Source organism: Mycobacterium sp. ACS4331, from assembly GCF_001667265.1.
GTDB lineage: Bacteria > Actinomycetota > Actinomycetes > Mycobacteriales > Mycobacteriaceae > Mycobacterium.
On sequence record NZ_LZHW01000009.1, the window covers coordinates 95815 to 121927 of the forward strand.

The 26113-nt window shown below is 69.2% G+C and carries 12 protein-coding genes; 4 read left to right on the forward strand and 8 right to left on the reverse strand.

The genetic code is table 11. From position 1 onward, the window contains the following. From A5727_RS02415 to A5727_RS02425, 3 genes are all read right to left on the reverse strand, one after another. Nucleotides 1-4224: an alpha-(1->3)-arabinofuranosyltransferase gene (locus tag A5727_RS02415; RefSeq protein ID WP_068243844.1), complete on the reverse strand. Its 4224-nt coding sequence runs from the start codon at nt 4222-4224 to the stop codon at nt 1-3. Between the two features lie 58 nt (nt 4225-4282). Further along, nucleotides 4283-4456, reverse strand: a complete 174-nt coding sequence (locus A5727_RS02420) for a DUF2613 domain-containing protein (protein ID WP_068243847.1) — start codon at nt 4454-4456, stop codon at nt 4283-4285. 63 nt (nt 4457-4519) lie between these two features. Then, nucleotides 4520-4984, reverse strand: a complete 465-nt coding sequence (locus tag A5727_RS02425) for a universal stress protein (protein WP_068243850.1) — start codon at nt 4982-4984, stop codon at nt 4520-4522. Nucleotides 4985-5155: 171 nt separating this feature from the next. On the opposite strand from A5727_RS02425, the gene A5727_RS02430 reads away from it, so the two are divergent. Both A5727_RS02430 and A5727_RS02435 read left to right on the forward strand, forming a co-directional pair. After that, nucleotides 5156-6337, forward strand: a complete 1182-nt coding sequence (locus tag A5727_RS02430; protein ID WP_068243852.1) for a glycoside hydrolase family 3 N-terminal domain-containing protein — start codon at nt 5156-5158, stop codon at nt 6335-6337. A 51-nt stretch (nt 6338-6388) separates the two neighbouring features. Then, nucleotides 6389-7048 carry a TetR/AcrR family transcriptional regulator gene (locus tag A5727_RS02435; protein WP_068243854.1) on the forward strand — a complete coding sequence of 220 codons (660 nt, stop codon included), beginning with the start codon at nt 6389-6391 and terminating at the stop codon, nt 7046-7048. A gap of 66 nt (nt 7049-7114) precedes the next feature. On the opposite strand, the gene A5727_RS02440 is transcribed toward A5727_RS02435, so the two are convergent. Next, a complete protein-coding gene (locus A5727_RS02440; protein WP_286149950.1) occupies nt 7115-7966 on the reverse strand; it encodes a MaoC/PaaZ C-terminal domain-containing protein in 852 nt (283 codons plus the stop codon). A gap of 3 nt (nt 7967-7969) precedes the next feature. After that, complete coding sequence (locus A5727_RS02445) at nt 7970-9355, reverse strand: 3-oxoacyl-ACP reductase (RefSeq protein WP_068244017.1); 1386 nt, start codon at nt 9353-9355, stop codon at nt 7970-7972. A 122-nt stretch (nt 9356-9477) separates the two neighbouring features. Here A5727_RS02445 and A5727_RS02450 point away from each other — a divergent pair, with 122 nt between their 5' ends. Beyond that, nucleotides 9478-10818, forward strand: a complete 1341-nt coding sequence (locus A5727_RS02450) for an acetyl-CoA C-acetyltransferase (RefSeq protein WP_068243858.1) — start codon at nt 9478-9480, stop codon at nt 10816-10818. Between the two features lie 153 nt (nt 10819-10971). Here the strand turns inward: A5727_RS02450 and A5727_RS02455 are convergent, their stop codons facing one another. Together A5727_RS02455 and A5727_RS02460 are read right to left on the reverse strand one after the other, a co-directional pair. Beyond that, the gene (locus A5727_RS02455; protein WP_068243861.1) at nt 10972-11655 is read right to left on the reverse strand and encodes a DUF1361 domain-containing protein; all 684 of its coding nucleotides are present in this window, start codon (nt 11653-11655) and stop codon (nt 10972-10974) included. An 86-nt stretch (nt 11656-11741) separates the two neighbouring features. After that, entirely contained in the window at nt 11742-13577 is a 1836-nt protein-coding gene (locus tag A5727_RS02460) for an acyl-CoA dehydrogenase (protein WP_068243864.1), read from the reverse strand. A 238-nt stretch (nt 13578-13815) separates the two neighbouring features. Here A5727_RS02460 and A5727_RS02465 point away from each other — a divergent pair, with 238 nt between their 5' ends. After that, entirely contained in the window at nt 13816-14895 is a 1080-nt protein-coding gene (locus A5727_RS02465) for an NAD(P)H-dependent amine dehydrogenase family protein (protein ID WP_068244020.1), read from the forward strand. 10 nt (nt 14896-14905) lie between these two features. Here the strand turns inward: A5727_RS02465 and A5727_RS02470 are convergent, their stop codons facing one another. Beyond that, nucleotides 14906-25948: a type I polyketide synthase gene (locus A5727_RS02470; protein WP_068243870.1), complete on the reverse strand. Its 11043-nt coding sequence runs from the start codon at nt 25946-25948 to the stop codon at nt 14906-14908. Nucleotides 25949-26113: the final 165 nt, after the last annotated feature.

A 26113-nucleotide genomic window follows, 5' to 3' on the forward strand; every position in this document is an offset into this window, starting at 1 on the left:
CTAAGTGGGTCGCGGCTCCCGCACGGGGGGTTCGGCGACCTCGCGCGGCCAGTCGATCACCGACGCCGTCACGATGGCCAGGCTGATCAGGGCCAGCAGTTGCACCCACGGCGAATGCCCCAGGTACCCGTCGACCGAGCGCCAGGGGTGGCGCGCGACTGCGGCACCGGCCAGGATCAACCCCGTCGCGGCCCCGCCCAGCGTCATGACTTTCCACGCCCGCGCTCTGCCGTCGAGCAGGCGCAGCAGCGCCACCGCGGAACCGACCACCACAGCCCCCGCGACACCCGAGATCAGCAGGCCCGCGAGCAGCGCGCCGCCGACCGCCAACCACGCCTTGGGTTTCCAGACCGAGACCGGCCCATCCTCCTCGCGGCGTCGACTCGGCACCCATGCCAGCGCCGCCAGAATGGGCAACAGCGCCAGCCCACCGACGAGTCCCGCGCGGTAAAGGGCGTTCAGGCCGAACTCGAGCGTCACCGGCCCTTCGGTTCCAGGCGGCACCACCCAACCCTGCTGCCAGCCGTTGACGCTGATCGGGGTCAGCACGACACCGTCGGACGTGCGGGCCGTCCAGCCCGGATTGATGCTCTCGGGCACCACGAGCACGCGGGCGCCCTCGCCCGCGGGCACGATCACCTCTCGCCGGTCCGGGCCCCAGCGCTCAGTCTGCACCCCGGACGTGGGCGCGGGCGCAATCTCCTTGGCCGCGGGCCCGGCCAACTGCACGCCGTCGATGATGAACGCCGCACCCGGGCTCACCAGGAACTCCTGGGTGCCGCTGGGCAGGTCGATCGGCGCGGCCTCGCAGGGGTGGGCCCGCAGAGGCGTGCCATCGAGGAGTTCACCGACGGTCGTGCTGACCGACGTGTTCACAAAGCGCCCCGCAACCGCGATCACCGGGCCCTTGTCGCAGCCGATCTCGATGGGGCGAGCGCGGTTTCGGGCCGCGTCGGCCGGCGCGATGGGCGTGCCGTCGGGCCGCAGGGCCTGCGCCTCGGCGAGGCCGGGCGGCTTGACCTGATCGAAGCCCAGCGCGGTGCGGTCGATCACGTCGTCCCAGTCCAGCAGGCTGATCTTGATGCTCTTGGTCTTGCGGGGGTACAGCGAAAGCGTCTGCGCACCTTCGGGTTCCATCTCGCGCACCTGCGGTCCGTCGCCCAGGTCGACCGCCACCAGGGTCGGATGGGTGGGCAGCTCCGAGGTGCTGGGAGTGAGCCGAACCGCGGCCACCTCGGTGGCCTCGGGAAGCGTCAGGATCAACGTCGGCGCGGTGCGGTGCTGGACGACACCCTGCGGCGCGGTCCATGACGTGCGCGGGTCGCCGTCGGAGGCGGCGAACGCCGTGCCGAGCACGTCGAACGAATCGGAGTCGCCGTCGGCGCGCGTGGCTCCGGGCTGACGGACCAGTTCACCCAGGCCGGGCCCCTGCCGGGGCCGCACCCACACCGTCGGCGTCACGGCGACCGGCTCCGGCACCGTCAGGGTCCGGCTGAGGTTGACCAGTTCCTCGGGAGCCAGCGAGAGCGGCGAAGCGCAGTGCACGCCGTCCGCCGCGGAGACACACCCGGGCCGGCCCATCAGGTCCGCGCCCAGATCCCACATCCCGACGGTCGCACCCTCGGGCGGGCCGGGCACGTTGACGGTGTGCCGGATGGCCACGGGATGGGCGAATCCGGCGGCGTCGTACTGCGTGACGGCCAGATCGGTCACGCCGAACTGCACTCCGCTGGAACCGTCGTCGGTGCCCGCGGCGGTGATCCGCACCCACGGGGTCTCCCCGTAGGGCAGCGCCACCACGACCGGCTGCCCGGGCCGGTCCACCCGCAGCGTCGTGGTGCCGGTGGCCGTGGAGATCTCCATCCGGGTGATCTGCGCGCCGATGGTCGAGGTGCTCGGCGTGAGCGTCAGCGTCGCGTTCGTGACGGGATGGTCGAAGTCGACCTGAAGCCACTGCCCGACGGCGGCCTGCAGCGAGTTGGACACCCAACTTGTCGCGCCGTCGCCGTCGACGGCGGCCGCGGGTGCCGCGGCGGGCGCCACATTGGGCAGGGCCGTCGCGTCGGCCGCCGAACTCGATGCGGTCAGGCGTCCGCCGGTCCATCCCCCGTACACCAGGTCGGCGCCGGTCGCCGGGTAGTCCGGCACCCGGTTGTGGGTGTGCCTCTCGTCGTCGGGGGTCCGCACCGCCGAGGAGTGGTCGTCGACGCGGCCGTAGTCGGTCTCGCGTGCCATCGGGGTGTCGGTGACGGTGACGACGTCGGACGGCAGGCCGGCGGCCTGCGCGTCCTGCGTCAACAGCACGGGCCCCAGCGGTGATTCGCCCAGGAGACGACGCCGCTCGTCGAGGCGCAGGAGGGCTTCCGGGGCGCCGTCGATGCGCGCCATGGCGGCGGCGTCGGCCAGGTACGGCGCACCGGGGTTGGGGACCCCCGTGTGGTCGGGATCGACCCGGAAGATCTCCACGGCCGGGTACAGCGGCCGCAGGCCGCTGTCGGTGATGAAGCCCTCGAGGGTGCCCGGCCCCACCGGATCGCCGAACTGTGCCACCTTGGTCAGGCCGGGGGAGCCTTCGATCGCCTGGTGCACCAGGATCGGCCGCGCTGAACGGGAGTTGTCCGGGTCCAGGTCATTTCGCAGCACGAGGTAGGAGATGCCTTGGCGGGCAAGGGTGTCCGCGAGGCCAGCGGACGGCCGGCCCGCCGCGAAGAGGCGCTGCACCGAATCCAGGGCCCGGATGGTCTCGGGTGGGTTCAACGGGATGGAGTCGCGCACGCCCCACGGGCTTTCGCCGAGCACCTGCAGCGGCTCGTCGCGGGTGTTGCCCCAGATCTGGGTGGCGAACGGCGCGCCCGGCACCACCAGGACGCGACCCGGCGCCGGCGTGCCGGTGTTGTTGTGGGTCAGCCATTCCGCGGCCTGGTGCCAGTGGTCCGGGATCGCCTCGAAGGTCCCCGGCGGGGTGAGTCGCCCCGTCCAGGCCAGGGATGTGCTCGCGGCGAGGGCTGCCAGCACCACAATCCCGACCGCGACCCGCTTGTCCTCCTCGGGATGGGCGAACGCGCGTCGCCACACCGCCCGCGGGGCGCTGCCAGGCAGCGGAATCCGGCTCATGAGGTGGGCCACACCCAGCACGATCGGCAGACGCACCAGCGGTTCGAGCTTGTGCACGTTGCGCAGCGGCGCACCCCCGGAGTCCAGGAGCAGCTGCACCTGGTGGGCCAGCGGCGAGCCCAGCCCGCCCGCGTAGCCCAGCCCCAGCAGCGTCACGCCGATCAGCAGCATCAGCACGAGCCGGCCCCGCGCGGGCATGGTCCGCAGTGCGAGACCGGCCAGGCCCGCCGCCGCCACCAACGTCGTCGCCAGAATCGCGACGGGGTCGGTCACCAGGGAGCTGCCGGCGGTGGCGTTGGGCGCCACGAACGGGGTCCAGCTGTCGGTTCCGCGCAGCACCTCGATCAGCGAGGTCCACTGCGTGGTGACGCCGGAGGATTCGATGTAGTCCAGGAACGGGGGGCTGACGCGGCCCAGCAGGACCAGGGCGACGACCCACCAGGTGACCGCGAGCACCGTGCTCAGCAGCCACCACGCGGAGAACCTCAGCCATCGGCGGTCCGGCCGGTGGCACGCCCACCAGATCAGTGCGGGAAGGCACGCGGTCAGCGTGGCCACAGCGTTCACGGCGCCCATCAGGGCCACCGCGACGCCGGCGCGGGCGGCGAGCACCCGCAGCGACTGTTGGTGCCCGCCCCGCATCGCGAGGATCACCGGCAGCAGCACCCACGGGGCCAGCATCATCGGCAGGGTCTCCGACGAGATCGAGCCCAACGTGGTGAGCACCCGTGGTGACAGCGCGTAGGCGAGTGCGGCGATCACGCGCGAGGGCGTCGTCCCGATGCCGAGCGCCTCGGCGACCCTCAGCAGGCCCCAGAAGCCCGCGGCCAGCAGCAGGGCCCACCACAGGCGTTGGATAACCCAGTCAGGCAGCCCCAGCAGGTCCCCGACCACGAAGAACGCGCCGTGAGGGAACAGGTAGCCGTACGCCTGGTTCTGGGTCTGGCCGAACGGAAGCTCGCTGTTCCACAGGTGCGCGGCGCGCGTGAGGAAACGCACCGGGTTGGCGGTGAGGTCGAGCTTGGTGTCGGGGGAGATCTGGCCTGGGGACTGCGCGAACGCCAGGATCAGGCTCAGCGTGCCGACCAGCCACAGCCATCGGCGGGACAGTCCCTGCGGGCCGGGTGTCGACCCTCCCGGACGGGCCGCCTCGGACTGCGCGCTCAGATCAGCTGCGGTCGCCGTATTCGACCCGGTTCAGGACCGACGACGCCGGATCGCCTGCCGTGATCGGCGGCTTGGTGTCCTGCTGCACCATCAGGGAGACGCCGAAGACAGCCGCGGCGCCGAGCAGCAGACCGACCACGATGCTGGCGGCGGCAGGCACCACGAACCGGGTCATGTGGGGCTCCTCAGCGCTGTCGATCTTGTCGGTGGGCTGCCAGCCAACCTAGCACGCGGCGTTTCAGGCACCGGGCGGCACGATGAGCACCGGGCGTTTGCCGTGCCGCAGCACATGGTCGGAGACCGAGGACTGCAGCAGCGACCGCAGCCCGGTCGTGCCCCGGGTTCCCGTGACGATGAGGTCGGCCTCGATGCGGTCCGCGGCCTCGATGATGGTTCGCCACACCGTGCCGGTCACCGCGACGCACAGCGGTTCGGCGGACAGGCCGGCCGACTTGGCCAGCCGCAGGCCCTCGTCGTTGGTGCGCTGGGCGTCGGCGTAGGCGATGTCGAGGTCATCGAGATCGTCGAGGTCTGGGGGATCAGGTGGACCGTCGAGGTCGACGCTGACCGGATCCGGTCCCGGCCGAATCGGCGTCCACACCGTCAGCACCACGACACGCTGCGCCGACACAAACTGGCCCACGTGGGTGACCGCGCGCTGCGCATTGTCGGTCCCGTCGTAGGCGATCAACACGACGGACATGCCCAATCATCTCCCATTCTGGACAGGTCCCGTCGTCGGGACGCGAAATTCATTGCCCGCGTGTATGTTCCGGAGTGTGTGATTCGCGGTTGCGCGCGTTCCTGCAGAGTAGTCGACGCGCCGCGCGCGCCCAGACACTGACTGCGGTCTGCGTGCATGACAGCATGAGGTATGGCATTCACCATCGCGTTCACCCGAGCCGTCGTGTCCGTCGCGACGCTGCCCGCACTGCTGATGGCCTGCTCGTCGGCCGCCGAATCGCCGTCCGCCTCGCCGTCGCGGGACACGGCCACCGGATCCTCACCGGCCTCGGTGCCGTTGAGCAATCCCGTCCCGCTGGCGCCCGCCGGATGTGGTGACGTCGCGGCGCTGTCGACGCGCGACAAGCTGGCTCAGCTGGTGATGGTCGGAGTGACCGATGCCGCCGACGCCCGCGCCGTGGTGGCCGATCACCACGTGGGCGGAATCTTCGTCGGAAGCTGGACCGACAAATCGATGCTCACCGACGGCTCCCTGGCCGGTATCGCGGCCACCGCCGGTCCGCTGCCCCTGGCGGTCAGCGTCGACGAGGAGGGCGGCCGTGTCTCGCGGTTGGCGTCGCTGATCGGCAGCCAACCGTCGGCGCGCGTGCTCGCGGCCACCAAGACCCCCGACGAGGTGTACCAGATCGCGCTCGACCGGGGCCGCAAGATGCGGGGCCTGGGGATCACCGTCGACTTCGCGCCCGTCGTGGACGTCACGGCGGCCGCCGACGACACCGTGATCGGCGATCGCTCGTTCGGGTCCGACCCGGCGGTGGTGACCGAGTACGCCGGTGCCTATGCCCGCGGCCTGCGCGACGCCGGGGTGCTGCCGGTCCTCAAGCATTTTCCCGGTCACGGGAACGCCTCGGGTGACTCGCACGCCAACGGCGTGGTGACCCCGCCGCTCGCGGAGCTTGAGGCCACCGACCTGGTGCCGTACCGCACGCTGACCACGCAGGGACCCGTGGCGGTGATGATCGGCCACATGCAGGTGCCCGGGCTGACCGGCAACGACCCGGCCAGCCTGAGTCCCGCCGCGGTCGGGCTGCTGCGCTCGGGCGGCTACGGCGGACCGGGGTTCGGCGGCCTGGTGTTCAGTGACGATCTGTCGTCGATGGGCGCGATCAACCAGCGGTACGGGGTGGCCGAGGCGGTGCTGCGCAGCCTGCAGGCGGGCGTCGACGTCGCGCTTTGGGTCAGCACGGGCGAAGTGCCCGCGGTGCTGGACCGGCTCGAGGCGGCAGTCGCCGCGGGTGAACTGCCGATGGCCGCGGTCGACGGCGCGCTGCAGCGCGTCACGGTGGCCAAGGGCGGCGCCCGCGCCTGCTGAGGCCAATGTTTAGTCTTGAGTAAACGTCTGTTCAGCGAAGGGTGAGGCGGCATGGCCGGTGGTACCAAGCGGTTGCCTCGTGCCGTACGTGAACAGCAGATGCTCGACGCCGCTGTGGAGGTCTTCTCCATCAACGGCTATCACGAGACGTCGATGGACGCGATCGCGGCCAAGGCTGAGATCTCCAAGCCCATGCTCTACCTGTATTACGGGTCCAAGGAGGAGCTCTTCGGGGCCTGCCTGAGCCGTGAGCTGAGCCGCTTCATCGAGGCGGTGCGCGCGGATGTGGATTTCACGCTGCCGCCCCGCGACATGCTGCGCAACACGATCCTGTCGTTCTTGACCTACATCGACGCCAACCGGGCCTCGTGGATCGTGCTGTACACCCAGGCCACCAGTTCGCAGGCGTTCGCGCACACCGTGCGGGAGGGCCGCGAGCGCATCATCGACCTGGTGGCGCGGCTGTTGAGCACGGGCACGCGAAACCCCGAGCCGGACACCGACTTCAACATGATGGCGATCGCGCTGGTGGGTGCGGGCGAGGCCGTGGCCACGCGCGTCAGTGCCGGCGACGTCGATGTGAACGACGCCGTGGAGCTGTTGATCAACCTGTTCTGGCGCGGCCTGAAGGGCAGGCCCGGCGGAGCCGAGCCGGCCGGCGGCGCCGAGTCGGCGGGCGGCACCGAGACTGCTGAGGCTGCGGAGATCTGACCGGAGAATCGCAGTCCCCGCAGTCTCGGGAAACGCCCGCACTCTCGGAGAACCGAGGCAATGCCTCTACAGCGCGCGCACCTCGGCCGTCAGGTGCGGATAGCCCTTCTTGAGGTTGCGCAGCGACAGGTCCCAGCCGTCGGCGACCCGGTCGACGTACAACCCCGCGCTGGCGGGCAGCAGAATCGGCTTGCCGAACTTCACCGAGTACCGCAGCGCGTCGGGCAGCTGGCCTTCGATATTCGCCAGAACGGCTGCAGCGCTGAACATTCCATGTGCGATCGCGGTGGGAAAGCCGAACAGCTTGGCGCCCACCGAGCTCGTGTGGATGGGGTTGTGGTCACCGCTGACCGAGGCGTACCTGCGGATCTGGCCGCCCGTGATGCGCAGGACGCTCTGCGGCGGGGGCAGTTTGGGCTGTTTCTGCGGCGGCGGCTTCGGTTCGTCGGACAGGCTGGTGCGCTGCTGATGCAGGAAGGTCGTCACCTGCTCCCACGCGACGTCGTTTCCGACGCTGATCTCGGTGAGGACGTCGACCAGCAGCCCCTTCCGGTGCTCGCGCATGTTCTCGGCGTGCGCTTTCACCGACACCACATCGGTCACGGCAATCGGCCGGTGCGCCGTGATGTGGTTCTCGACGTGCACCGAACCCATTGCGGCGAAGGGAAAGTCGAAGTTGGTGATCAACGCCATCACGGTCGGGAAGGCCAGCACGAACGGATAGGTGACCGGGACGGTGTCTTTGTAGCGCAGGCCCGTCACGGCAGCATAGGCCGCGACGTTGGCCCGGTCGATCGGCAGATCCGAGACCGTCAGCGTGCGGTCGGGCAGCGTGTCCCCGCGTGAGATGAACGGCAACGCGCCCGCGGCCGCGCGCAGCATGTTGGTCAGCCCGCTGGGCTGCTGCACGGAGGTCATCTCTCACGCCCCCAGCATGGCTTGGCCGCAGACCCGGATCGTATTGCCGGTGACCGCGTTGCTGGCGGGGCTGGCGAAGTAGGCGATCGCCTCGGCGACATCCACGGGTTGGCCACCCTGGAACAGGGAGTTCATCCGCCGGGCCACTTCACGGGTGGCGAACGGGATGGCCTCGGTCATCTTGGTCTCGATGAAGCCCGGCGCCACGGCGTTGATCGTGATGTCCTTCGCGGCGAGTTCGGGTGCCAGGGCCTCGGTCAGGCCGATCATGCCGGCCTTGGTGGCCGCATAGTTGGTCTGCCCGCGGTTGCCTGCGATGCCCGCCATCGACGACAACCCGATCACTCGGCCGCCAGCGCCGATCGTCCCGTTGGCCACGAGTCCCTCGGTGAGTCGCTGCGGCGCAAGGAGATTCACGGCGATGACGGCGTTCCACCGGGCGTCATCCATGTTCGCCAGGAGCTTGTCGCGCGTGATGCCTGCGTTGTTGACCAGGATGTCGGCATGGCCGCCGTTGTGGTCGGAGTAGTGCTCGGCCAGGTGTGCGGCGATGCGGTCGACCGCGTCGTCGGCGGTGACGTCGAGTGCCAGTGCGGTGCCGCCGACCTTCGCCGCCGTCTCGGACAGCGCGTCCGGGGCGCCTTCGGCCGGCGGCATGTCGATGGCGACGACCTTCGCGCCGTCGCGTGCCAACACCTCGGCGATCGTGGCGCCGATGCCACGCGCCGCGCCGGTGACGACTGCGACCTTGCCGTCCAGCGGCCGATCCCAGTCAGCGGGTGGGGTGGCGTCGTCGGCGCCGATGTGGAACACCTGACCGTCGACGTAGGCCGACTTGGCCGACAGCAGGAATCGAAGCGTCGACTCGAGGCCCGTGGCCGCGGGTTTGGCCTGAGGGGACAGGTACACCAGCGATACGGTCGCGCCGTGCTGCATCTCCTTGGCCAGTGAGCGTGTGAAGCCTTCGAGGGCGCGCTGCGCGATGCGCTCGTCGGTGCTGGCGGCCTCCTCCGGGCTGGTGCCGACCACGACGACTCGCCCCGAGGGGCCGACGTTGCGCAACAGCGGGGTGAAGAAATCGTGCAGGGCCTTGAGGCCGGCGGGTGCGGTGATGCCGGTGGCGTCGAACAGCAGCCCCCCGAAGCGGTCGGCCCAACGGCCGCCGAGATTGTCGCCGACGAGGTCGTAATCCGCGGCCAGCGCGGCCCGCATCGGTTCGGCGATGCGGCCCTCCCCGCCGATGAGCAGCGGGCCCGCGAGTGCCGGCTCGCCGGCGCGGTACCGGCGCAGGGTCTCGGGTGAGGGGATGCCCAACTGCTTGGCCAGGAAGGAGCCCGGCGCGGAATGGACCAGCTGGGAGTACAGATCGTTCGGAAGCTTGGGGGCCACGAAAGTCACCTCTCGTCGTTCAGGCACGTGCTGTCGGCTACGAACTTACTGGAGAGTAAGAACAGTGGGTAGTATGGCCTTCACAGGTCCTCAACCTCAAACCGACCAGTACGGAGATACCCGTGGCCACCAGTGCACAATCCAGGTCCCAGGACGACAGTCCCAAGAACCCGGCTGCCCGGCGCCCCGTCGCGGTGCTCGGCGGCAACCGCATCCCATTCGCGCGCTCCGACGGTGCGTACGCCCAAGCCTCCAACCAGGACATGTTCACCGCGGCCCTCGACGGCCTCGTCGAACGTTTCAATCTCACCGGCCAGCGCCTCGACATGGTCATCGGCGGCGCGGTGCTCAAGCACAGCCGCGATTTCAACCTGATGCGCGAGTGTGTGCTCGGCAGCTCGTTGTCGCCGTACACGCCGGCCTTCGACCTTCAGCAGGCCTGCGGCACCGGTCTGCAGGCGACGATCGCGGCGGCCGACGGCATCGCGCTGGGCCGGTACGAGGTCGCCGCGGCCGGCGGCGTCGACACCACCTCGGATGCTCCCATCGCATTCGGCGACGATCTGCGTCGCACCCTGCTCGGGCTCCGGCGCGCCAAGTCCAACCTTGACCGGCTCAAGCTGGTCGGCAGGCTGCCCGCATCCATCGGGGTCCAGATCCCCACCAACGGTGAACCCCGGACCGGGCTCTCGATGGGGGAGCACGCGGCGGTCACCGCCAAGAAGATGGGCATCAAGCGTGTCGATCAGGACGCTCTGGCCGCCGCGAGCCACCGCAATATGGCCGCGGCTTACGACCGGGGCTTCTTCGACGACCTGGTCTCGCCGTTCCTCGGGCTCTACCGCGACGACAACCTGCGGCCCAACTCCTCGCCGGAGAAACTGGCCACACTCAAGCCGGTGTTCGGTGTCCGCAACGGTGACGCGACCATGACCGCGGGCAACTCCACCCCGCTGACCGACGGCGCCTCGGTGGCGCTGCTGGCCAGCCAGGAGTGGGCCGACGCGCACGGCCTGCCGGTGTTGGCGTACTTCGTCGACTCCGAGACCGCCGCGGTGGACTACGTCAGCGGTGCCGACGGCCTGCTGATGGCGCCCACGTACGCGGTTCCCCGGCTGCTGGCCCGGAACGGCCTGACCCTGCAGGACTTCGACTTCTACGAGATCCACGAGGCGTTCGCGTCCGTGGTTCTGGCCACGTTGCAGGCATGGGAGTCGGAGGAGTACTGCAAGGAACGGCTGGGTCTCGACGCCGCGCTCGGGTCGATCGACCGTTCGAAGCTCAACGTCAACGGTTCCTCGCTGGCCGCCGGTCACCCGTTCGCCGCGACCGGAGGCCGGATCGTGGCCCAGATGGCCAAGCAGCTCGCCGAGAAGAGGGCGGACACGGGCGCGCCCGTGCGGGGGCTGATCTCGATCTGCGCCGCAGGTGGGCAGGGCGTGACCGCGATTCTCCAGGCCTGACCACACAGCAGGAAATTCTCCGCGGAGGTTTGTAACGCTTCCGACGGGGTATTCGAAGTACTGGATAGCTCCGTGTTGCCGTCTGACCCCCCGACCCGACGGCAACACGGAGCATCCTCATTGAACGGCGGGAATTGACGCCCGCGTTGAGGTTCACAGGCCGCCGTCGCTGGAGACGTGGGGACTCCAGCGACGGCCCCAAACTTGTTGCGCGCCATCGAGCGCCCAGATGGTCAGATAGGCCAGGCCGAAGAAGGCCGCGACCGCGACCGCGACACCGGTGGACTGCACGTACGCCAGCGGTGAACGCACCCACTCCAGCGTCGCCGCGATGACGGCGTCCGGCCGCGTCACCAGGTCCCACGAGTTCCAGCGCTGGAATCGGCCGATGACCACGCCGACAGCGCACAACCCCACCGACAGGATGGCGGCAAGCCATCCCCAGGGCGTGCCGAAGTCACGTTCGATGCGCTGGTGGACCAGTCGCAGGGACACCACGCCCAGCAGGATCCCGGTCCACGCCGCGAAGCCGTACTGCAGCACGTGGCGCCACAGTTCGACTCCGTTGCCCAGGTGGACGAGGTCGGTGACCAGGTAGGGGGCGTTGGGCAGAAACGCCAGCCAGCCCGCGCCGAGCAGCACCAGCCAGAACCGGTGCCGCACAAGTGCGAATCCGACCGCGCAGGCCATGGGAATCCAGGCCAGGAACAGGTTCCACACCAGGAACCGAGTGGGATAGGTCAGCGGGGCGGCAGGATCGGTGATGCCCAGCAGACAGGTCAACGCCGTGGTGGCGAGCAGGGACAACAGCAGCGCCGCGCGCTGAAGGGTGGCCATGCAGGCGAGTCTGCCAGCGACGCCGGGGCGCCAAGCGCACAAAAAACCGGGCCCCACCATGTGGGACCCGGTTCTTCGTCAGCGGATCAGAACGCGGCTTCGTCGAGTTCCATCACATCGTTGTCGATGTTCTCGATGATGGCGCGGGTGCTGGTGAGCTGCGGCAGGACGTTCTTGGCGAAGAACGCGGCGGCCGCGACCTTGCCGTCGTAGAACGACTTCTCGGCACCGCTGGCGCCGGCGTCGAGCTTCTCGATGGCCACCGCGGCATGACGGGCCAGCAGCCAGCCGACGACCAGGTCGCCGACCGCGAGCAGGAAGCGCACCGAGCCCAGACCGACCTTGTAGATGCTGGCGGCGTCCTCCTGGGCGGCCATCAGGTAGCCGGTGAGCGACGCGGCCATCGCCTGGACGTCCTCGAGAGCGGTCGCCAGCAGCGCGCGCTCAGTCTTGAGACGGCCGTTGCCGGACTCGTTCTTGATGAACTCCGAGATCTCGCCCGCCACGAAGCCCAGCGCCCTGCCCTGGTCCCGGACGATCTTGCGGAAGAAGAAGTCCTGGGCCTGGATCGCGGTGGTGCCCTCGTAGAGGCTGTCGATCTTGGAGTCCCGGATGTACTGCTCGATGGGGTAGTCCTGCAGGAAGCCGGAGCCGCCGAAGGTCTGCAGCGACTCGGTCAGCTTGGCGTAGGCCTGCTCGGAGCCGTAGCCCTTGACGATGGGCAGCAGCAGGTCGTTGACCTTGTGGGCCAGTTCGGCGTCGACACCGTGGACCGCCTCGGCCACCTCGGCGTCCTGGAACGATGCGGTGTAGAGGTACAGCGCGCGCATGCCCTCGGCGTAGGCCTTCTGAGTCATGAGGCTGCGACGCACGTCCGGATGGTGCGTGATGGTGACGCGCGGGGCGGTCTTGTCCGTCATCTGGGTCAGGTCTGCACCCTGGATGCGGCTCTTGGCGTACTCGAGCGCATTGAGGTAGCCGGTCGACAGTGTCGCGATCGCCTTGGTGCCCACCATCATTCGCGCCTGCTCGATGACGTCGAACATCTGCGCGATGCCGTCGTGCACCTCGCCGACGAGCCAGCCCTTGGCGGGGGTGCCGTGCTGGCCGAAGGTCAGCTCACAGGTGGTCGAGACCTTGAGGCCCATCTTGTGCTCGACACCGGTGACGAAGACGCCGTTGCGCTCGCCGAGCTCGCCGGTCTCGAAGTCGAAGTGGAACTTCGGCACGAAGAACAGCGACAGGCCCTTGGTGCCGGGGCCGGCGCCCTCGGGGCGGGCCAGGACCAGATGCATGATGTTCTCGAACAGATCGTCCGAGTCGGCCGAGGTGATGAAGCGCTTGACACCGTCGATGTGCCACGAGCCGTCGGGCTGCTGGACGGCCTTGGTGCGGCCGGCGCCGACGTCGGAACCCGCGTCGGGCTCGGTCAGCACCATCGTGGCGCCCCAGCCGCGCTCGGCGGCCAGCACGGCCCACTTCTTCTGCTCATCGGTGCCGTTGTTGTAGAAGATCTCGGACATGCCCGCACCCATGGCGTACATGTAGGCCGCGGGGTTGGCGCCGAGAATGTGCTCGATCAGGGCCCACTGCGCGGCGCGGGGCACCGGGACGCCGCCGAGCTCCTCGGAGAGGCCGACCTTCTCCCAGCCACCGTCGAACAGTGCACGCATCGACTTCTTGAAGGGCTCCGGCAACGTCACCGAGTGGGTGGCGGGATCGAAGACGGGGGGATTGCGGTCGCCGTCGGCGAACGACTCGGCGATGGGTCCCTCAGCAAGCCGGGCGATCTCATGCAGCATCTCGCGAACGGTGTCTGCGTCGATGTCGCTGAACTTGCCCTGACCGAGAACCCTGTCGACGCCCAGAACCTCGAAGAGGTTGAACTCCTGGTCGCGGACGTTGGACTTGTAGTGGCTCACGTGATTCCTCCTCGATGAGAACTGCCACTTGATCGAGTGCGATCTGCAGGTCTTCGGGTTGGGTACTCCGGTTAAGTTACCCACCAGTAACTCCACCTACTATACCGGCGGGTAACTTAAAATCAAGTCGCCGCCGGCAACGTCCGCCGGGCGACCAACCCACCGGTGGGTTTAACCAGGTCAGGACGTGCGCGATTCCACGTCGCCCCAGGCCAGAGCCGGTTACGGTGATCACATGATCCAGCGCGTTGCGGTGTGGGGCACGGGAAACATGGGTGCTGCGGCGATCAGATCCCTGACCGGTTTTCCAGGGCTGCAACTGGCGGCGGTGATCACCTCATCGGAGGCCAAAGCGGGGCGGGATGCCGCGGAACTAGCGGGCCTGCCCGGGTCCACCGGCGTACTGGCCACCAAGGATCCCGACGAGGCCCTGGCGTCGTGTGACGCGGTCGCCTACATGGCCTCGGGAGACATCCGTCCCGACGATGCCGCCGCCGACGTCGAACGCTGCCTGCGGGCCGGCGCCCACGTCGTCACTCCCGCCCTGTACTCGCTCTACGACCCGGCGTCGGCGCCGGATGAACTGCGCGAGCGCCTCACGGCGGCCTGCCGGGCCGGCGGTGCGTCACTGCTGGTCAGCGGAGTGGATCCGGGATGGGCCAACGATGCGCTCGCGGTCCTGGCCGCAGGCCTGTGCACGCGCATCGACACCATCTGCTGCCAGGAGATCTTCGACTACTCGACGTATGACCAACCGCACGCGGTGCGGGTGCTGTGCGGTTTCGGTGAGCCCATGGACCAGACCCCGATGATGCTGCTGCCGTCGATCCCGACGATGGTGTGGGGCGGCAACGTACGCCTGATCGGCCGGGGCCTGGGGCTGGAGATCGACGACGTCACCGAGGAACTCGAGCGCCTGCCCCTGGAGAGGTCGGTGGACAACGCCATGGGGCACTTCGAGGCCGGCACGCAGGGCGCGTTCTGGGTCAAGGTGATCGGCACTGTCCAGGGCCGACCGCGGGTGATCGTCGAGCACATCACGCGCATCGACCCGGCCTGTGCCCCGGATTGGCCCCATCCCGACGAGGGTGCGGGTGACCACCGCGTCATCGTGCACGGCGATCCTGAGCTGACCATCTCGGTGCGCGCCGACGTGGAGGGCGGCTCCCGTGCCGACGGCGGCAACACCACGGCCACCAACCGCCTGCTCGGCGCGCTCGGATGGCTGGCCCGTCAGCCACCGCGCATCTACGACGGGCTTGAGGTTCCGCTGCGCCACGACCTGCCGCCGCAGGTGCAGGCCACCCGCTGGGCCTGAGCAGCGCCGTTCAGTCGCCCCCGCGGGACACCGAAGCGCCCGGCGACACCGTCTCCTCGGTGGGTGCGTCCTCGACGGTCGGGTCCGGCGGGGCGGGGTCCTCTGGTTTCGCGGCTTCCGCGTCCGGCAGTTGGGCCACGAGGTACTCGGCGAGGCCGCCGATGGTCGGGTAGTCGAACACCGCCGTCGCGTTGATCGTGAACCTGCCGCCGAACTGACTGTGCAGACGGTTGCGGAGTTCGATCGCCATCAGCGAATCGGTTCCCAGGTCCAGGAAACGGCTGGTCGCCGCAGGGGGTTGCGCGAGTCGCAGGAAATTCTGCACCTCGCGTTGCAGGAACTCGGTGACGAACCCCGCGCGCTGCGGCACGGGGATCTCCATGAGCTGTTTGAGAAGCTCACTGTCACCGGTCACCTCGCCTTCGGCGCGCGGCAACACCAGATCGAGAATCGGCGGCCGTGAACTGCCCAGCACCTTTGCGGCACGCTGCCAATTGGCCTTGATGACGGTCGCCTGGCCGGTCCCGTTCGCGACCACCTCGGCGAGCGCGTTGAGCGCCGCAGCCGGATCCAGCGGAATCAGGCCCTGCGCACTGATGTTGGCGGTGGCGGCCTCCGAGGACGCCATGCCGCCCTGGCCCCACGGGCCGAAGTTGATGCCCGTGGCGGGCAGCCCGTTCGCACGCCTGTGGGCCACAAGACCGTCCAGCAGGGCGTTGGCGGTGGCGTAGTTGGCCTGGCCGGGGGAACCGAACAGGCTCGACACCGAGGACGACACGATGAAGTAGTCCAGATCGTCCTCTCTGGTCAACCTGTCGAGGTGAAGCGCGCCGAAAGCTTTGGGAGCCAGCGTCGTTCGGAATCGGTCGAGATCCTGCTGGGACAGCAGAGCGTCATCGAGGACGCCGGCCAGGTGCACCACGCCAGCCAATGGCGGCAACTCCGCGCGGATCCGGTCCAGCAGTGCGGCGACCTCGGTCTCGTCACCGACATCGGCCGACCACACGTGGATGCGGCAGCGGCACCGTTCGGCGATCTCATCGATCACGCTCTGGGCCTGCGCGTCGGGATCGCGCCGGCTGGTCAGCACGATGTCGCCGGCCCCGAGTTGGGCCAGGTGCGACGCCGTGTGCAGTCCGATCGCCCCGAGCCCGCCGGTGATCAGGTGAGTGCGATCAGCCCTGGGCTGCAACGGTTCTGGAATCTGTACGACGATCTTGCCGATATGCCGGGCCTGTTGCATCCGCCGGAACGCGGCCCGCGCCTCGGTCAGCGGGTAGATCTCGGCGGGCAACGGAGTCCACGCCCCCTCGGCCAGGCCCTGGGACACCTCGGTCAACAGCGCGCGAATCCGTTCGGGCTCGCAGATGGTCACGGTGTCCAGGGCGACGATCTCGTAACTGATGTCGGGACGGACTTCGGCCATCTGTTCGGGGGTCCAGATGTCGCGCTTGGCGATCTCCGCGAAACGGCCGTTCTTCGCGGTGGCGCGCACGGTCGCGTCCAGGAAGCCCTCGTTGGTCAGGCTGTTGAGGACGACGTCCACACCCTCCCCATCGGTGTCGGCGAGGATCTGGTCGGCGAAATCCGTGGTGCGCGAGTCGTAGACGTGCTCGACGCCCATGCGGCGCAGCGTCGCACGCTTGAAGGTGCTGGCAGTGGCGAACACCGTGGCACCGCACCGCTGCGCCATCTGGATCGCCGCAAGGCCGACCCCGCCACTGGCGGCATGGATCAGGACTCGGTCACCGGGTCGCACCGCAGCCCAGTCGAAGGCGAGTCGGACCGTCAGTGCCGCGGCCGGGATCGTCGCGGCCTCCACCGCGCTGATGCCGTCCGGGATGGGCGCCAACAGCTGGGCCGGGACGTTGAACCGGCTGGCGAACGCGCCCTGCATGAAGCCGTAGACGCGTTGCCCCACCTCGAGTCCCGTGACGCCGTCGCCCAGCTGCGTGACGACGCCGGCGAAGTCGCCTCCGATCGGACCGGGATCACCTGGGTAGAGGCCGAGCACGTTGAGCACGTCACGGAAGTTCAGGCCCGCGGCCTCCACGCGCACCTGCACGTACCCCTCATCGGGCTGCGGCACATCGGTTTCGGTGAGCCGCAGATTGTCGATCGCGCCCCGTTCGGTGGGTGCCAGCGCGAAGTCGCCCCCACGGGGCACGGAGAGATGTCCGCTGCGCGCCCACGGCAACAGTCGCGACGCCAGCAGTTTCCCCTGCCGCACAGCGAGTTCGGGTTCCTCCGGGGAGGGGCCGGGTGTGGTCAGCAGGGTGGCCAGCGCGTGGACCGCCTCGGGCGTTCCATCGGAGTCGAGGAGCCTGCAGCGCAGCGCCGGTTCCTCATTGATGGTGGTGCGTCCGAAGCCCCACAGCGCGGCCTGCACAGGATCGACGGGCTCGCCCGACTCGCAGGCCACGCCGTGTTCGGTGACGATCCACAGTCCGCCCGGCAGTTTCACCTCGCCGCGCTGCGCGGTGTGCACCGCACTCAGCAGATCGGCGATCTCGGCTTCGAGTCGGGCCGCGGTGTCGGTGCCCGACTCGTCGCCGCGGGCCGGGGTCGCACGCCAGACGACGCCAGAGAACGGCACACCACGCTCGTGAGCCTGCGCCAGGATCTCTCCGAGCGGTTCCGCATCCGGGGTGCGGTCGATCGGGACGCAGCCCGGCACCTCGTCCGCCAGAGCGCCGAACCCGGAGATCAGCCACGTTCCGCCCACCGGCGCGGTCTCGTCGTCTTGCGTCGGCGGCGCAACCTCGTGCCAGCCCAGGGTGTAGAGCAGTCGCGTCGCGTCCCCACCGAGGCCGCGCAGAAGCGCCTCGCGGGGGGCGCGTTTGACGGTGAACTCGCGGATGCCGCCCAGTGGGCGGCCACCCCGGTCGAGGAAGTCGAGATCGAACACCTGTGTCTCACTGTCGAGAGCGCTGGCGTGCCAGCGCGCGCGGCAGTAGAACCGCCGCGGCATCTTCTCCCGCAGCGTGACCTGTCCGTAGCGCAACGGCAGGAACAGATCGTTGACGCCCTGCTCAGCGGCCAGAACCGCCGGGAACGCGGGGAAGGCGACGCCCGTGCACAGGTCCATGAGCACCGGGTGCATGGGCTCGGTGCCCAGTTGTTCGGCAAGTTCGGCGCCGACCAGGATGTCACCGATCGCCTCGCCCTCGCCGAGCCACAGCGATTTCAGTGATCCAGACCAGGTGGGGCCCCAAGCCAATTCGAGGTCGGCGAAGGTCTCGAACAGATCCTGTGGCCGCATGCGCTCGAGACGTTCGATCGCCTCGTCCACCGGATCGTCCTGATCGGATGCCGGTCCGTCGTCGGCTCCGGTGAGCACTGTGCCCTCGGCGTTCAGCGACCAGTCGGCGCCCTGTTCGCCGAACGGGCGGCTGTGCACCTGAAACTTCAGCTCGCCGTCGGTCTGCTGCGGTTGCAGGGTCAGCTGGACCTCACGAGAAGCCTTCTCGGGCAGGATGATCGGCTCATAGAAGAAGACGTCCTTGACTCGGGCCGGGGTGCCGACGGCGGCCAGCGCCATCGCCGCGTAGGTCGCTCCGGGCACGACCACAGTGCCGTAGATGACGTGGTCACTCAGCCAGGGCTGCGACTTGACGGACAACCGGCTGGTGTAGACGGTGTCGCCGGAGGAGAGCTCGATGGCGCTGCCCAGGAGTCCGGACGACGCCGCACCAGCGCCACTGGCGGTGAACCCGGATGTCTTGGGCCAGAAGCTGCGCCGCTGGAACGGGTAGGTGGGCAGGTCCACGGTGCGCCGTGCGTGACGATGCAGAGCGGTGAAGTCGGGCCGGTGGCCGCCGACGTAGGCGGCGGCGAGTGCGTCGGCGATCTGGCGACGGTCGCCGACCCCCTTGCGAAGCGACACCACGGCCCGCGGCGGCGCCAGGTGTTCCGGCCACACCTGTACCGCGGCGCCGGTCAGCACCGGTTGCGGGCCGATCTCCATCAGGATTGAGCATCCCAGCGCGGCCGCGGTGCGCACGCTCTCGGCGAACTGCACGGGCTGGCGGGAATGCCGTCGCCAGTAGTTCGCATCCAGTGGCGTCTGGGCCGTCAACACGGCGCCGGTGCGGTTGCAGACCAAGGGCAGCGTTGGGGCCGAGTACTCCAACTGTGCTGCGTACGCCTCGAACTCGTCGAGGACGGGTTCCAGCAGTTCCGAATGGAAGGCGTGGCTGGTGTCAAGCCAGGTGCAGCGGACGGCCTGTTCCCCGAACCGTTCGAAGATCTGCTCCAGGTCGGCACCGGGACCCGACAGCACCGTGTTGGGACCGTTGTAGGCCGCGACCGACACGCGCGGGAAATCGCCGGCGACCTGCTCGACGTGCTTGGGGTCGGCGAACACCGCCACCATCCGGCCACCGTCGGGCAGGCTGCCGAACATCCTGCCGCGCTCGGCCATCAGGCGGGCACCGTCTTCGAGGCTGAAGACCCCGGCCACGCAGGCGGCGGCGTACTGGCCGACGCTGTGCCCCAGCACCACGTCGGGTTCGATGCCCCAGGACTGCCACAGCCGGGCCAGGCCCATCTCCACGGCGAAGAGCGCGGGCTGGGCAAATGACGTGTGCCGCAGCATCTCCCCGACGTCGCGGTCGTCGCTGAACAGAACGTCGAGCAGCGGTCGGGCCATGATGTTGGCCACCGCGTCGGCGCACTGGGTCACGGTGTCGGCGAAAACCGGTTCGGAGGCGAACAGCTCACGCGCCATCCCGGGGTACTGGCTGCCCTGCCCGGTGAACAGCCATGCGGTCGTCGGGCGGTGCATGTGTTCACCGCGCAGCACGCCCGGGCGGGTGCGACCTTCGGCCAGGTCTGTCAGGCCCGTGCGCGCCGAGGCGACCGAGTCCACGACCAGTGCGCCCCGATGCTCGAAATGCGAACGGCCAGCCCCGGCCGTCAGGCAGACCTCCGCGATGTCGGCGTCCGGGTGAGCGCCCAGCCACGTGTCGTAGCGCTGTGCCAGCGCGACGAGGGCCTCGGGTGAACGTGCCGACAGTGCAAGCACATTGACAGGCCGGTCGGCATCGGCCGGTTCCTCGCCGGTGGCGGTCGCCGGTGCCGGCGGTTCCTCGACGAGCACATGCGCGTTCGTGCCGGTGAACCCGAACGAGCTCACACCCGCGCGCCGGGGCCTGCCGTTGGTCTCCCACGGGGTCGCCTCGTCCACGACGCGCACGGGAAGCGAATCCCACGGGATGTGCGGTGACGGCTTGTCGAAGTGCAGGCTCTGGGGCAGCAGCCCGTGTTGAAGCGACAGCACGACCTTGATCAACCCCGCTGCGCCGGAGGCGGACTCGAGGTGTCCGATGTTGGTCTTCACCGATCCCATCAGCAGCGGGCGGTCGGCGTCTCGAGACGTGCCGTAGGCGGCCGCGGCGGCCTGGACCTCGATGGGATCACCCAGGGGAGTGCCTGTCCCGTGCGCCTCCAGATAGTCGACATCTCCGCCGGACAGCCCGGCGCGGGCGAGCACGGTTTCGATGAGACGTTGCTGTGCACCGCCGTTGGGCACCGTCAGCCCGCTGGACGCGCCGTCCTGGTTCACCGCGCTGCTGGGAATCACCGCGCAGACTCGGTCGCCGTCGCGCTGGGCGTCGCTGAGTCTCTTGAGCACCAGGACGCCGCACCCCTCGCTTCGGACATAGCCGTCGGCCGAGGCGTCGAACGTCTTGCACCGTCCGACCGGGGACAGCATCCTGGCGCGCGAGGCCGCGACCACGGTGACCGGGCTCAGCAGGACGTTCACGCCGCCCGCCACCGCGAGATCGCAGTCCCCGGAATGCAGTGCCTGGCAGGCCTGATGGACGGCCACCAACGCCGAACTGCATGCGGTGTCGACAGCCACGGCCGGTCCTTCGAGGCCCAGCGCGAAGGCGACCCGACCAGAGATGGCGTTGAGCGCGTTTCCGGTGATGAAGTGGGGCTCGATCTTGTCGATCGACTCCGCTGACAGCAGATGCGCGTACTCGTTGGCGGCCACGCCGGTGAAGACTCCGGTTCGGCTGCCCCGCAGTGCGGACGGCGCGTACCCCGCGCGTTCGAGACCCTCCCACACCGTTTCGAGCATCAGCCGCTGCTGTGGCTCGATCCAGACCGCCTCCCTCGGCGATATGCCGAAGAACTCTGGATCGAATCCGTCGATCCCGTCGAGGAATCCGCCGAAACGGGTGTAGGTCTTGCCCGCAACGTCGGGATCAGGGTCATAGAACTCATCGATGTCGAATCGATCCTCGGGGATCTCTCGGATCGCATCGACACCGCCGGAGAGAACGTCCCAGAACGCCTCGGGATCGGGTGCGCCCGGAAAGCGGCACGAGACCGCGACGATCGCGATCGGTTCATCCGTGCGTGTCGTGGCCGCGACTGCCCGCGAGGCCGAATCGGATGTCTGCTCACTGAGTTCGAGCACCTCGCCGAGCAGGTAGTCGACCGCGTCGGACAGGCGGGGATGATCCATCACCAGGGTGATCGGTATCTCATGGCCGATTCCCTGTTCGATGCGGCGCCGGAGTTCAACGGCCATCAGGGAATCCATGCCGAGGTCGAAGAAACCCGCGTCCTCGCGAATCTCTGCGACGTCGAGACGCGTCACCTCGGCCACCGCACCGCGCAGGTGATCGGTCAGGATCCGGCTGCGCTGCTGAACCGGCGCCTTCGTGAGCCGTTCCACCAACGGTGTCCTGCCGGACGCGGCGCCGGGCGACGCCGCGCTGATCAGGTTGGCCGGCAGTTCACTCTCCAGTTCGGACAGCAGCGCTCGCCGACCCGCCTGCTGATAGAGCGGCAGGAACCGCGCCCAGTCGATGCGTGCCACGACTCCCTGTGCCGCAGAGGCCGTGACGACGTCGGCCAGGCCGGCCAGCGCGTCGGCGGGGGAGAGCGTCTTGACGCCCCGCTGATCCAGGCGCGCCCGGGATTCGGCGTCGGCCATGCCGGCAGACCAGGGACCGAAGTTGACGCTGACGCCTCCCCGCTCCCGCAGTCGCCAGGCCAGCCCGTCGAGGAATGCGTTGGCGGCCGCGTAGGAGGTCTGGCCGAAGCTTCCCCACACCGAGGCGATCGAGGACGTGCTGATGAAGAAGTCAAGCTGCAGGTCGGCGGTGGCCTCGGCTAGATACCAAGCGCCCCAAACCTTCCCGGCGAAGATTCGGTCAAGCTCTGCGGAGTCGGACTCAGTCAGCGGCGTTGCTCCGAGTTCGCCCGCCGCGTGGACGACCCCCGCCAGTGGGGGAAGGCCGGCGATCTCCGTGCTCATCAGGCGCGCGACATCGTGCACATCGGCGACATCGGCGGCGACGACCCTGATGTCGCAGCCGTGCAGATCACGCAGTGTCTCGATACGCGCCCGTGCTGAGTCACCGGGTCCCCGCCGGCCGGTCAGCACCAGGTGTCCGGCACCGTGTGCGGCCAGGTGTCCCGCGATCTCCAGCCCGATGGCTCCGAGTCCACCCGTCACCAGGTAGGTCGCGTCCGAACGCAGTTCCAGTGGCCTGCCGCTCGGCGGGTCGGCCCGCCGGATCAGTCTGGGCGCGAGGACCGCCTGATCGCGTAGTGCGATCTGGTCCTCCCTGATGTCGGAGCCGTGCGATGTCGTCACCTGGTTGAGCAGTTCGGACCACTCGGCACCGGCGTCGCCGCCCACCGAAAGGTCGGCCAGGCCGCCCCACAGCTGCGGAAGCTCAAGGGCGGCCGCGCGTCCGAATCCCCACAGGCAGCTCTGTTCCGGGGCCACGGAGTCGGTGTCGGTGACGTGTTGCGCACCGCGGGTCACCAGCCAGATGGGCGCCCGCAGCTGAGCCGCGGCCGCGGCACGGAAGAGCCTGCGGGTTCCGCTCAGGACCTGGTGCTGCATCCGCAGCAGCGAGCGCATCGACGGTGGGCGGTCCGCGTCCAGGTCGGTGTCGAGGGCCGCGACGTTCAGGATGTGCAGTGCGGATCCGTCGACCGCGAATGCGCGCAGTTCGTCGGTGAGGCGGGCCTCGTCGTCTTCGGACATCGGCAACTCGACGATCCGATGCGGAATCCCGCGTGCCGTCACCAGGTCGACCAGCGGCGAAACGGCGCCGGTGCCGTCGCCGACCAGCAGGAGGGCAGCGGACTCGGCATCGCGAATCGGCGAGGAATCGATTGTCCGCCAGATGATCTCGTATCGATCGTTGGCGATTGAGGCAGTACCGCGCTGCCGATTGTGTTGGGTGGCCAGCCTGCTCAACACCTCGAGGGTGTGCGGGTCCTCCTGTGAGGCGCCGAGGAGGTCGGCGAGTTCCTCGATGCGACCGTCCTCGAGGAGCCCGAGAGTCTGGGTCCGGGGCGCGGCGACATTCTGCTGCTGGTTGGGCTGCTCCCGACTGTCCCGATACCAGTACTGGCGGTGCTCGAAGGGGTAGGTGGGCAGGTCGAGCTTGCGCGCGTGGCGTCGGCGAAGAGCGCCGAAGTCGGGAAGGTGGCCCAGGACATACGCGTCGGCGACGGCTTCGGTGATCTGCCGCTGGTCTTCGGCGTTGGGGCGCAGTGAGGCGATCACCCGCGGTGCGGTGGACGGGTCCGGCCACGCCCCGAGCGCTGCCGCGGTGAGAACGGGGCGGGGGCCGATCTCGACGAGTAGGCGGCAGTTCAGATCGGCGAGGGTGCGCACACTCTTGGCGAACTCCACCGGTTGGCGGGCGTGCCTGCGCCAGTAGCTGCCGTCGAGCTTGGCGCTCCTTCCGAGCGCGACACCGGTGCGATTGTCGATCAGGATGCGCTGCGGTGCAGCGAATGTGAATCGTTGTGCATAGGCCTCGAACTCGTCGAGGATCGGGTCCAGCAGGGCGGAATGGAAGGCGTGGCTGGTCTCGAGCCAGTCACACCGCACGCCCTCGGCGGTCAGTGTGGCCACCGCTCGTTCGAGATCCGCTGCGGGGCCGGACAATACGGTGTTGGCGCCGTTGTAGGCGGCCACCGACAGGCTGGGGAACTCGTCGGTCACACTCTCGGCGCGCTCGGCCGTGGTGAACACCGCGACCATGCGGCCGCCCGGGGGCAGGCTGCCGAACAGGCGCCCGCGTTCGGCCATCAGGAGTGCGCCGTCGGTGAGGCTGATCATGCCGGCAACACACGCCGCCGCGTACTGGCCGACGCTGTGGCCCAGGACCACATCGGGTTCGAACCCCCAGGACTGCCACAGCCGGGCCAGGCCCATCTCCACGGCGAACAGTGCCGGCTGGGCGTAGGACGTCTGGCGCAGCGTCTCGTCACCGTCGGGACTGTCAACGGCGAAGATCACGTCAAGCAGCGGCCTGTCCAGAACATCGGCAACCGCGGCGGCGCAACTGGTCAGGGTCTCGGCGAAGACGGGTTCAGCGTCGAACAGTTCGCGCGCCATGCCCGGGTACTGGCTGCCCTGACCGGTGAACAGCCACGCGGTCTTCGGAGGCTCATGCGACTGCCCCCGGACCAGGCCCGGTGCGGGGCGGTCGTCGGCGAGGGCGCCCAGCAGTTCGACGGCCGCGTCCCTCGACTTGACCACCAGCGCGGCCCGGTGCTCGAGGTGCGCTCGCGCGGTGCCCGCGGTGACGCACACGTCGGCGAGTGCGGCCTCCGGGTGCGCGGTCAACCAGTCGCGGTAGCGGCCGGCGACCTCGGCCAGGGCCGTGGGTGTGTGCGCGGACAACGGCAGAATGTTGAACCGGTCGTCCGACGGCTCCTCGTCGGGAACCCGTGCGCCGGCCGGCTCGGGTGCCTCTTCGAGGATGACGTGCGCGTTGGTCCCGGCGAACCCGAACGAGCTGACACCGGCGATGCGGGGCTTTCCGTTGCGCTGCCAGGGCCGGGACTCGGTGAGGACCTCCACCGCCAATCGGTCCCACGGAATGTGCGGTGAGGGCCGTTCGAAGTTGAGGTGCTTGGGCAGCGTCTCGTGCTCGAGCGACAGGACGACCTTGAGGACGCCCGCGATGCCGGCCGCCGCCTCCAGGTGTCCGATGTTGGTCTTCGCCGAACCGATCAACAGCGGCCTGTCGGGCGCTCGTCCGGCGCCGAGCGCCGCACCGGCGGCCTGCGCCTCGATCGGGTCGCCCAGCGATGTGCCGGTGCCGTGGGCTTCGAGGTAGTCGACGTCGCTCGGCTTGAGGCCGGAACGCCGGAGCGCATCGGCGATCACCCGCTGTTGGGCGACGCCGTTGGGCACCGTCAACCCGCCCGAGGCGCCGTCCTGGTTGACCGCGCTGCCGCGGATCACCGCGCGGATCCGGTCACCGTCGGAGATCGCATCCTCGAGGCGCTTGATGACGACGACACCGCAGCCCTCACCACGCACGTAGCCGTCGGCCGCGGCGTCGAAGGTCTTGCACCGGCCGTCCGGCGCGAGCATATGAGCGCTGGAGAAGGTGATCATCGTGGCTGGGGTGAGCAGGACGTTCGCACCGCCGGCCAGCGCCAGGTCGCACTCGCCCAGCTGCAGTGCCTGGCAAGCCTGGTGAATCGCCACCAGCGACGAACTGCAGGCCGTGTCGACGGCGACCGCGGGCCCCTGGAGTCCGAGGCGGTGGCTGATTCTGCCCGCCGCGGCGGCATTCGACGTGCCGATGGCCATGTAGGCCTCGATCTCGGGGTACGTCAGCTCATCGGAGGCCATGCCGAGGTAGTCGTGGGTGGCCAGGCCGACGAACACGCCGGTGTTGGTGCCTGCCAACGCCGTCGGCGCGGTTCCCGAGTGCTCCACCGCGCGCCACGCCGTCTCCAGCAGCAGCCGGTGCTGGGGGTCCAGGAGCCTGACCTCGCGGGTCGACATCCCGAAGAACGGCGCGTCGAAACCCGTCGGGTCATCGACGAAACCCGCGCGACGTGTGACGACCTTCCCGGGTGTACCCGGTTCCGGATCGAAGAACTCGTCGACGTTCCAGCGGTCGGCAGGCACCTCCGATATCGCATCGCGGCCGTCGCGGAGCAGGTCCCAGAACGCATCGGCGTCCTGCGCTCCGGGCAATCGTGCTGCGTAACCGATGATCGCGAAGCGTGGCGCTTGCTGGATTTGACGGTGCGTGGATTCCATGTCGGCGCCCTCCCTTGCAGTCGGCTATCCAAACGTAAAGCTGTGGAAAGTGCTGACGGCGTCGAAAACGAACCTCTCCGTCGCCCACTATGGCATTGTCGGCACCGGTATGCGCGGTTCTGCTCCGGATCGGTTCCGGTTCTGCCCCGCAAAAAACGGCCGGCG

Coding starts and splice junctions, on each gene's coding strand:
- A5727_RS02435 (WP_068243854.1), top strand. CDS start 6,389: ATGGCCGGTGGTACCAAGCGGTTGCCTCGTGCCGTACGTGAACAGCAG.
- A5727_RS02430 (WP_068243852.1), top strand. CDS start 5,156: ATGGCATTCACCATCGCGTTCACCCGAGCCGTCGTGTCCGTCGCGACG.
- A5727_RS02425 (WP_068243850.1), bottom strand. CDS start 4,984: ATGTCCGTCGTGTTGATCGCCTACGACGGGACCGACAATGCGCAGCGC.
- A5727_RS02440 (WP_286149950.1), bottom strand. CDS start 7,966: ATGACCTCCGTGCAGCAGCCCAGCGGGCTGACCAACATGCTGCGCGCG.
- A5727_RS02470 (WP_068243870.1), bottom strand. CDS start 25,948: ATGGAATCCACGCACCGTCAAATCCAGCAAGCGCCACGCTTCGCGATC.
- A5727_RS02455 (WP_068243861.1), bottom strand. CDS start 11,655: ATGGCCACCCTTCAGCGCGCGGCGCTGCTGTTGTCCCTGCTCGCCACC.
- A5727_RS02420 (WP_068243847.1), bottom strand. CDS start 4,456: ATGACCCGGTTCGTGGTGCCTGCCGCCGCCAGCATCGTGGTCGGTCTG.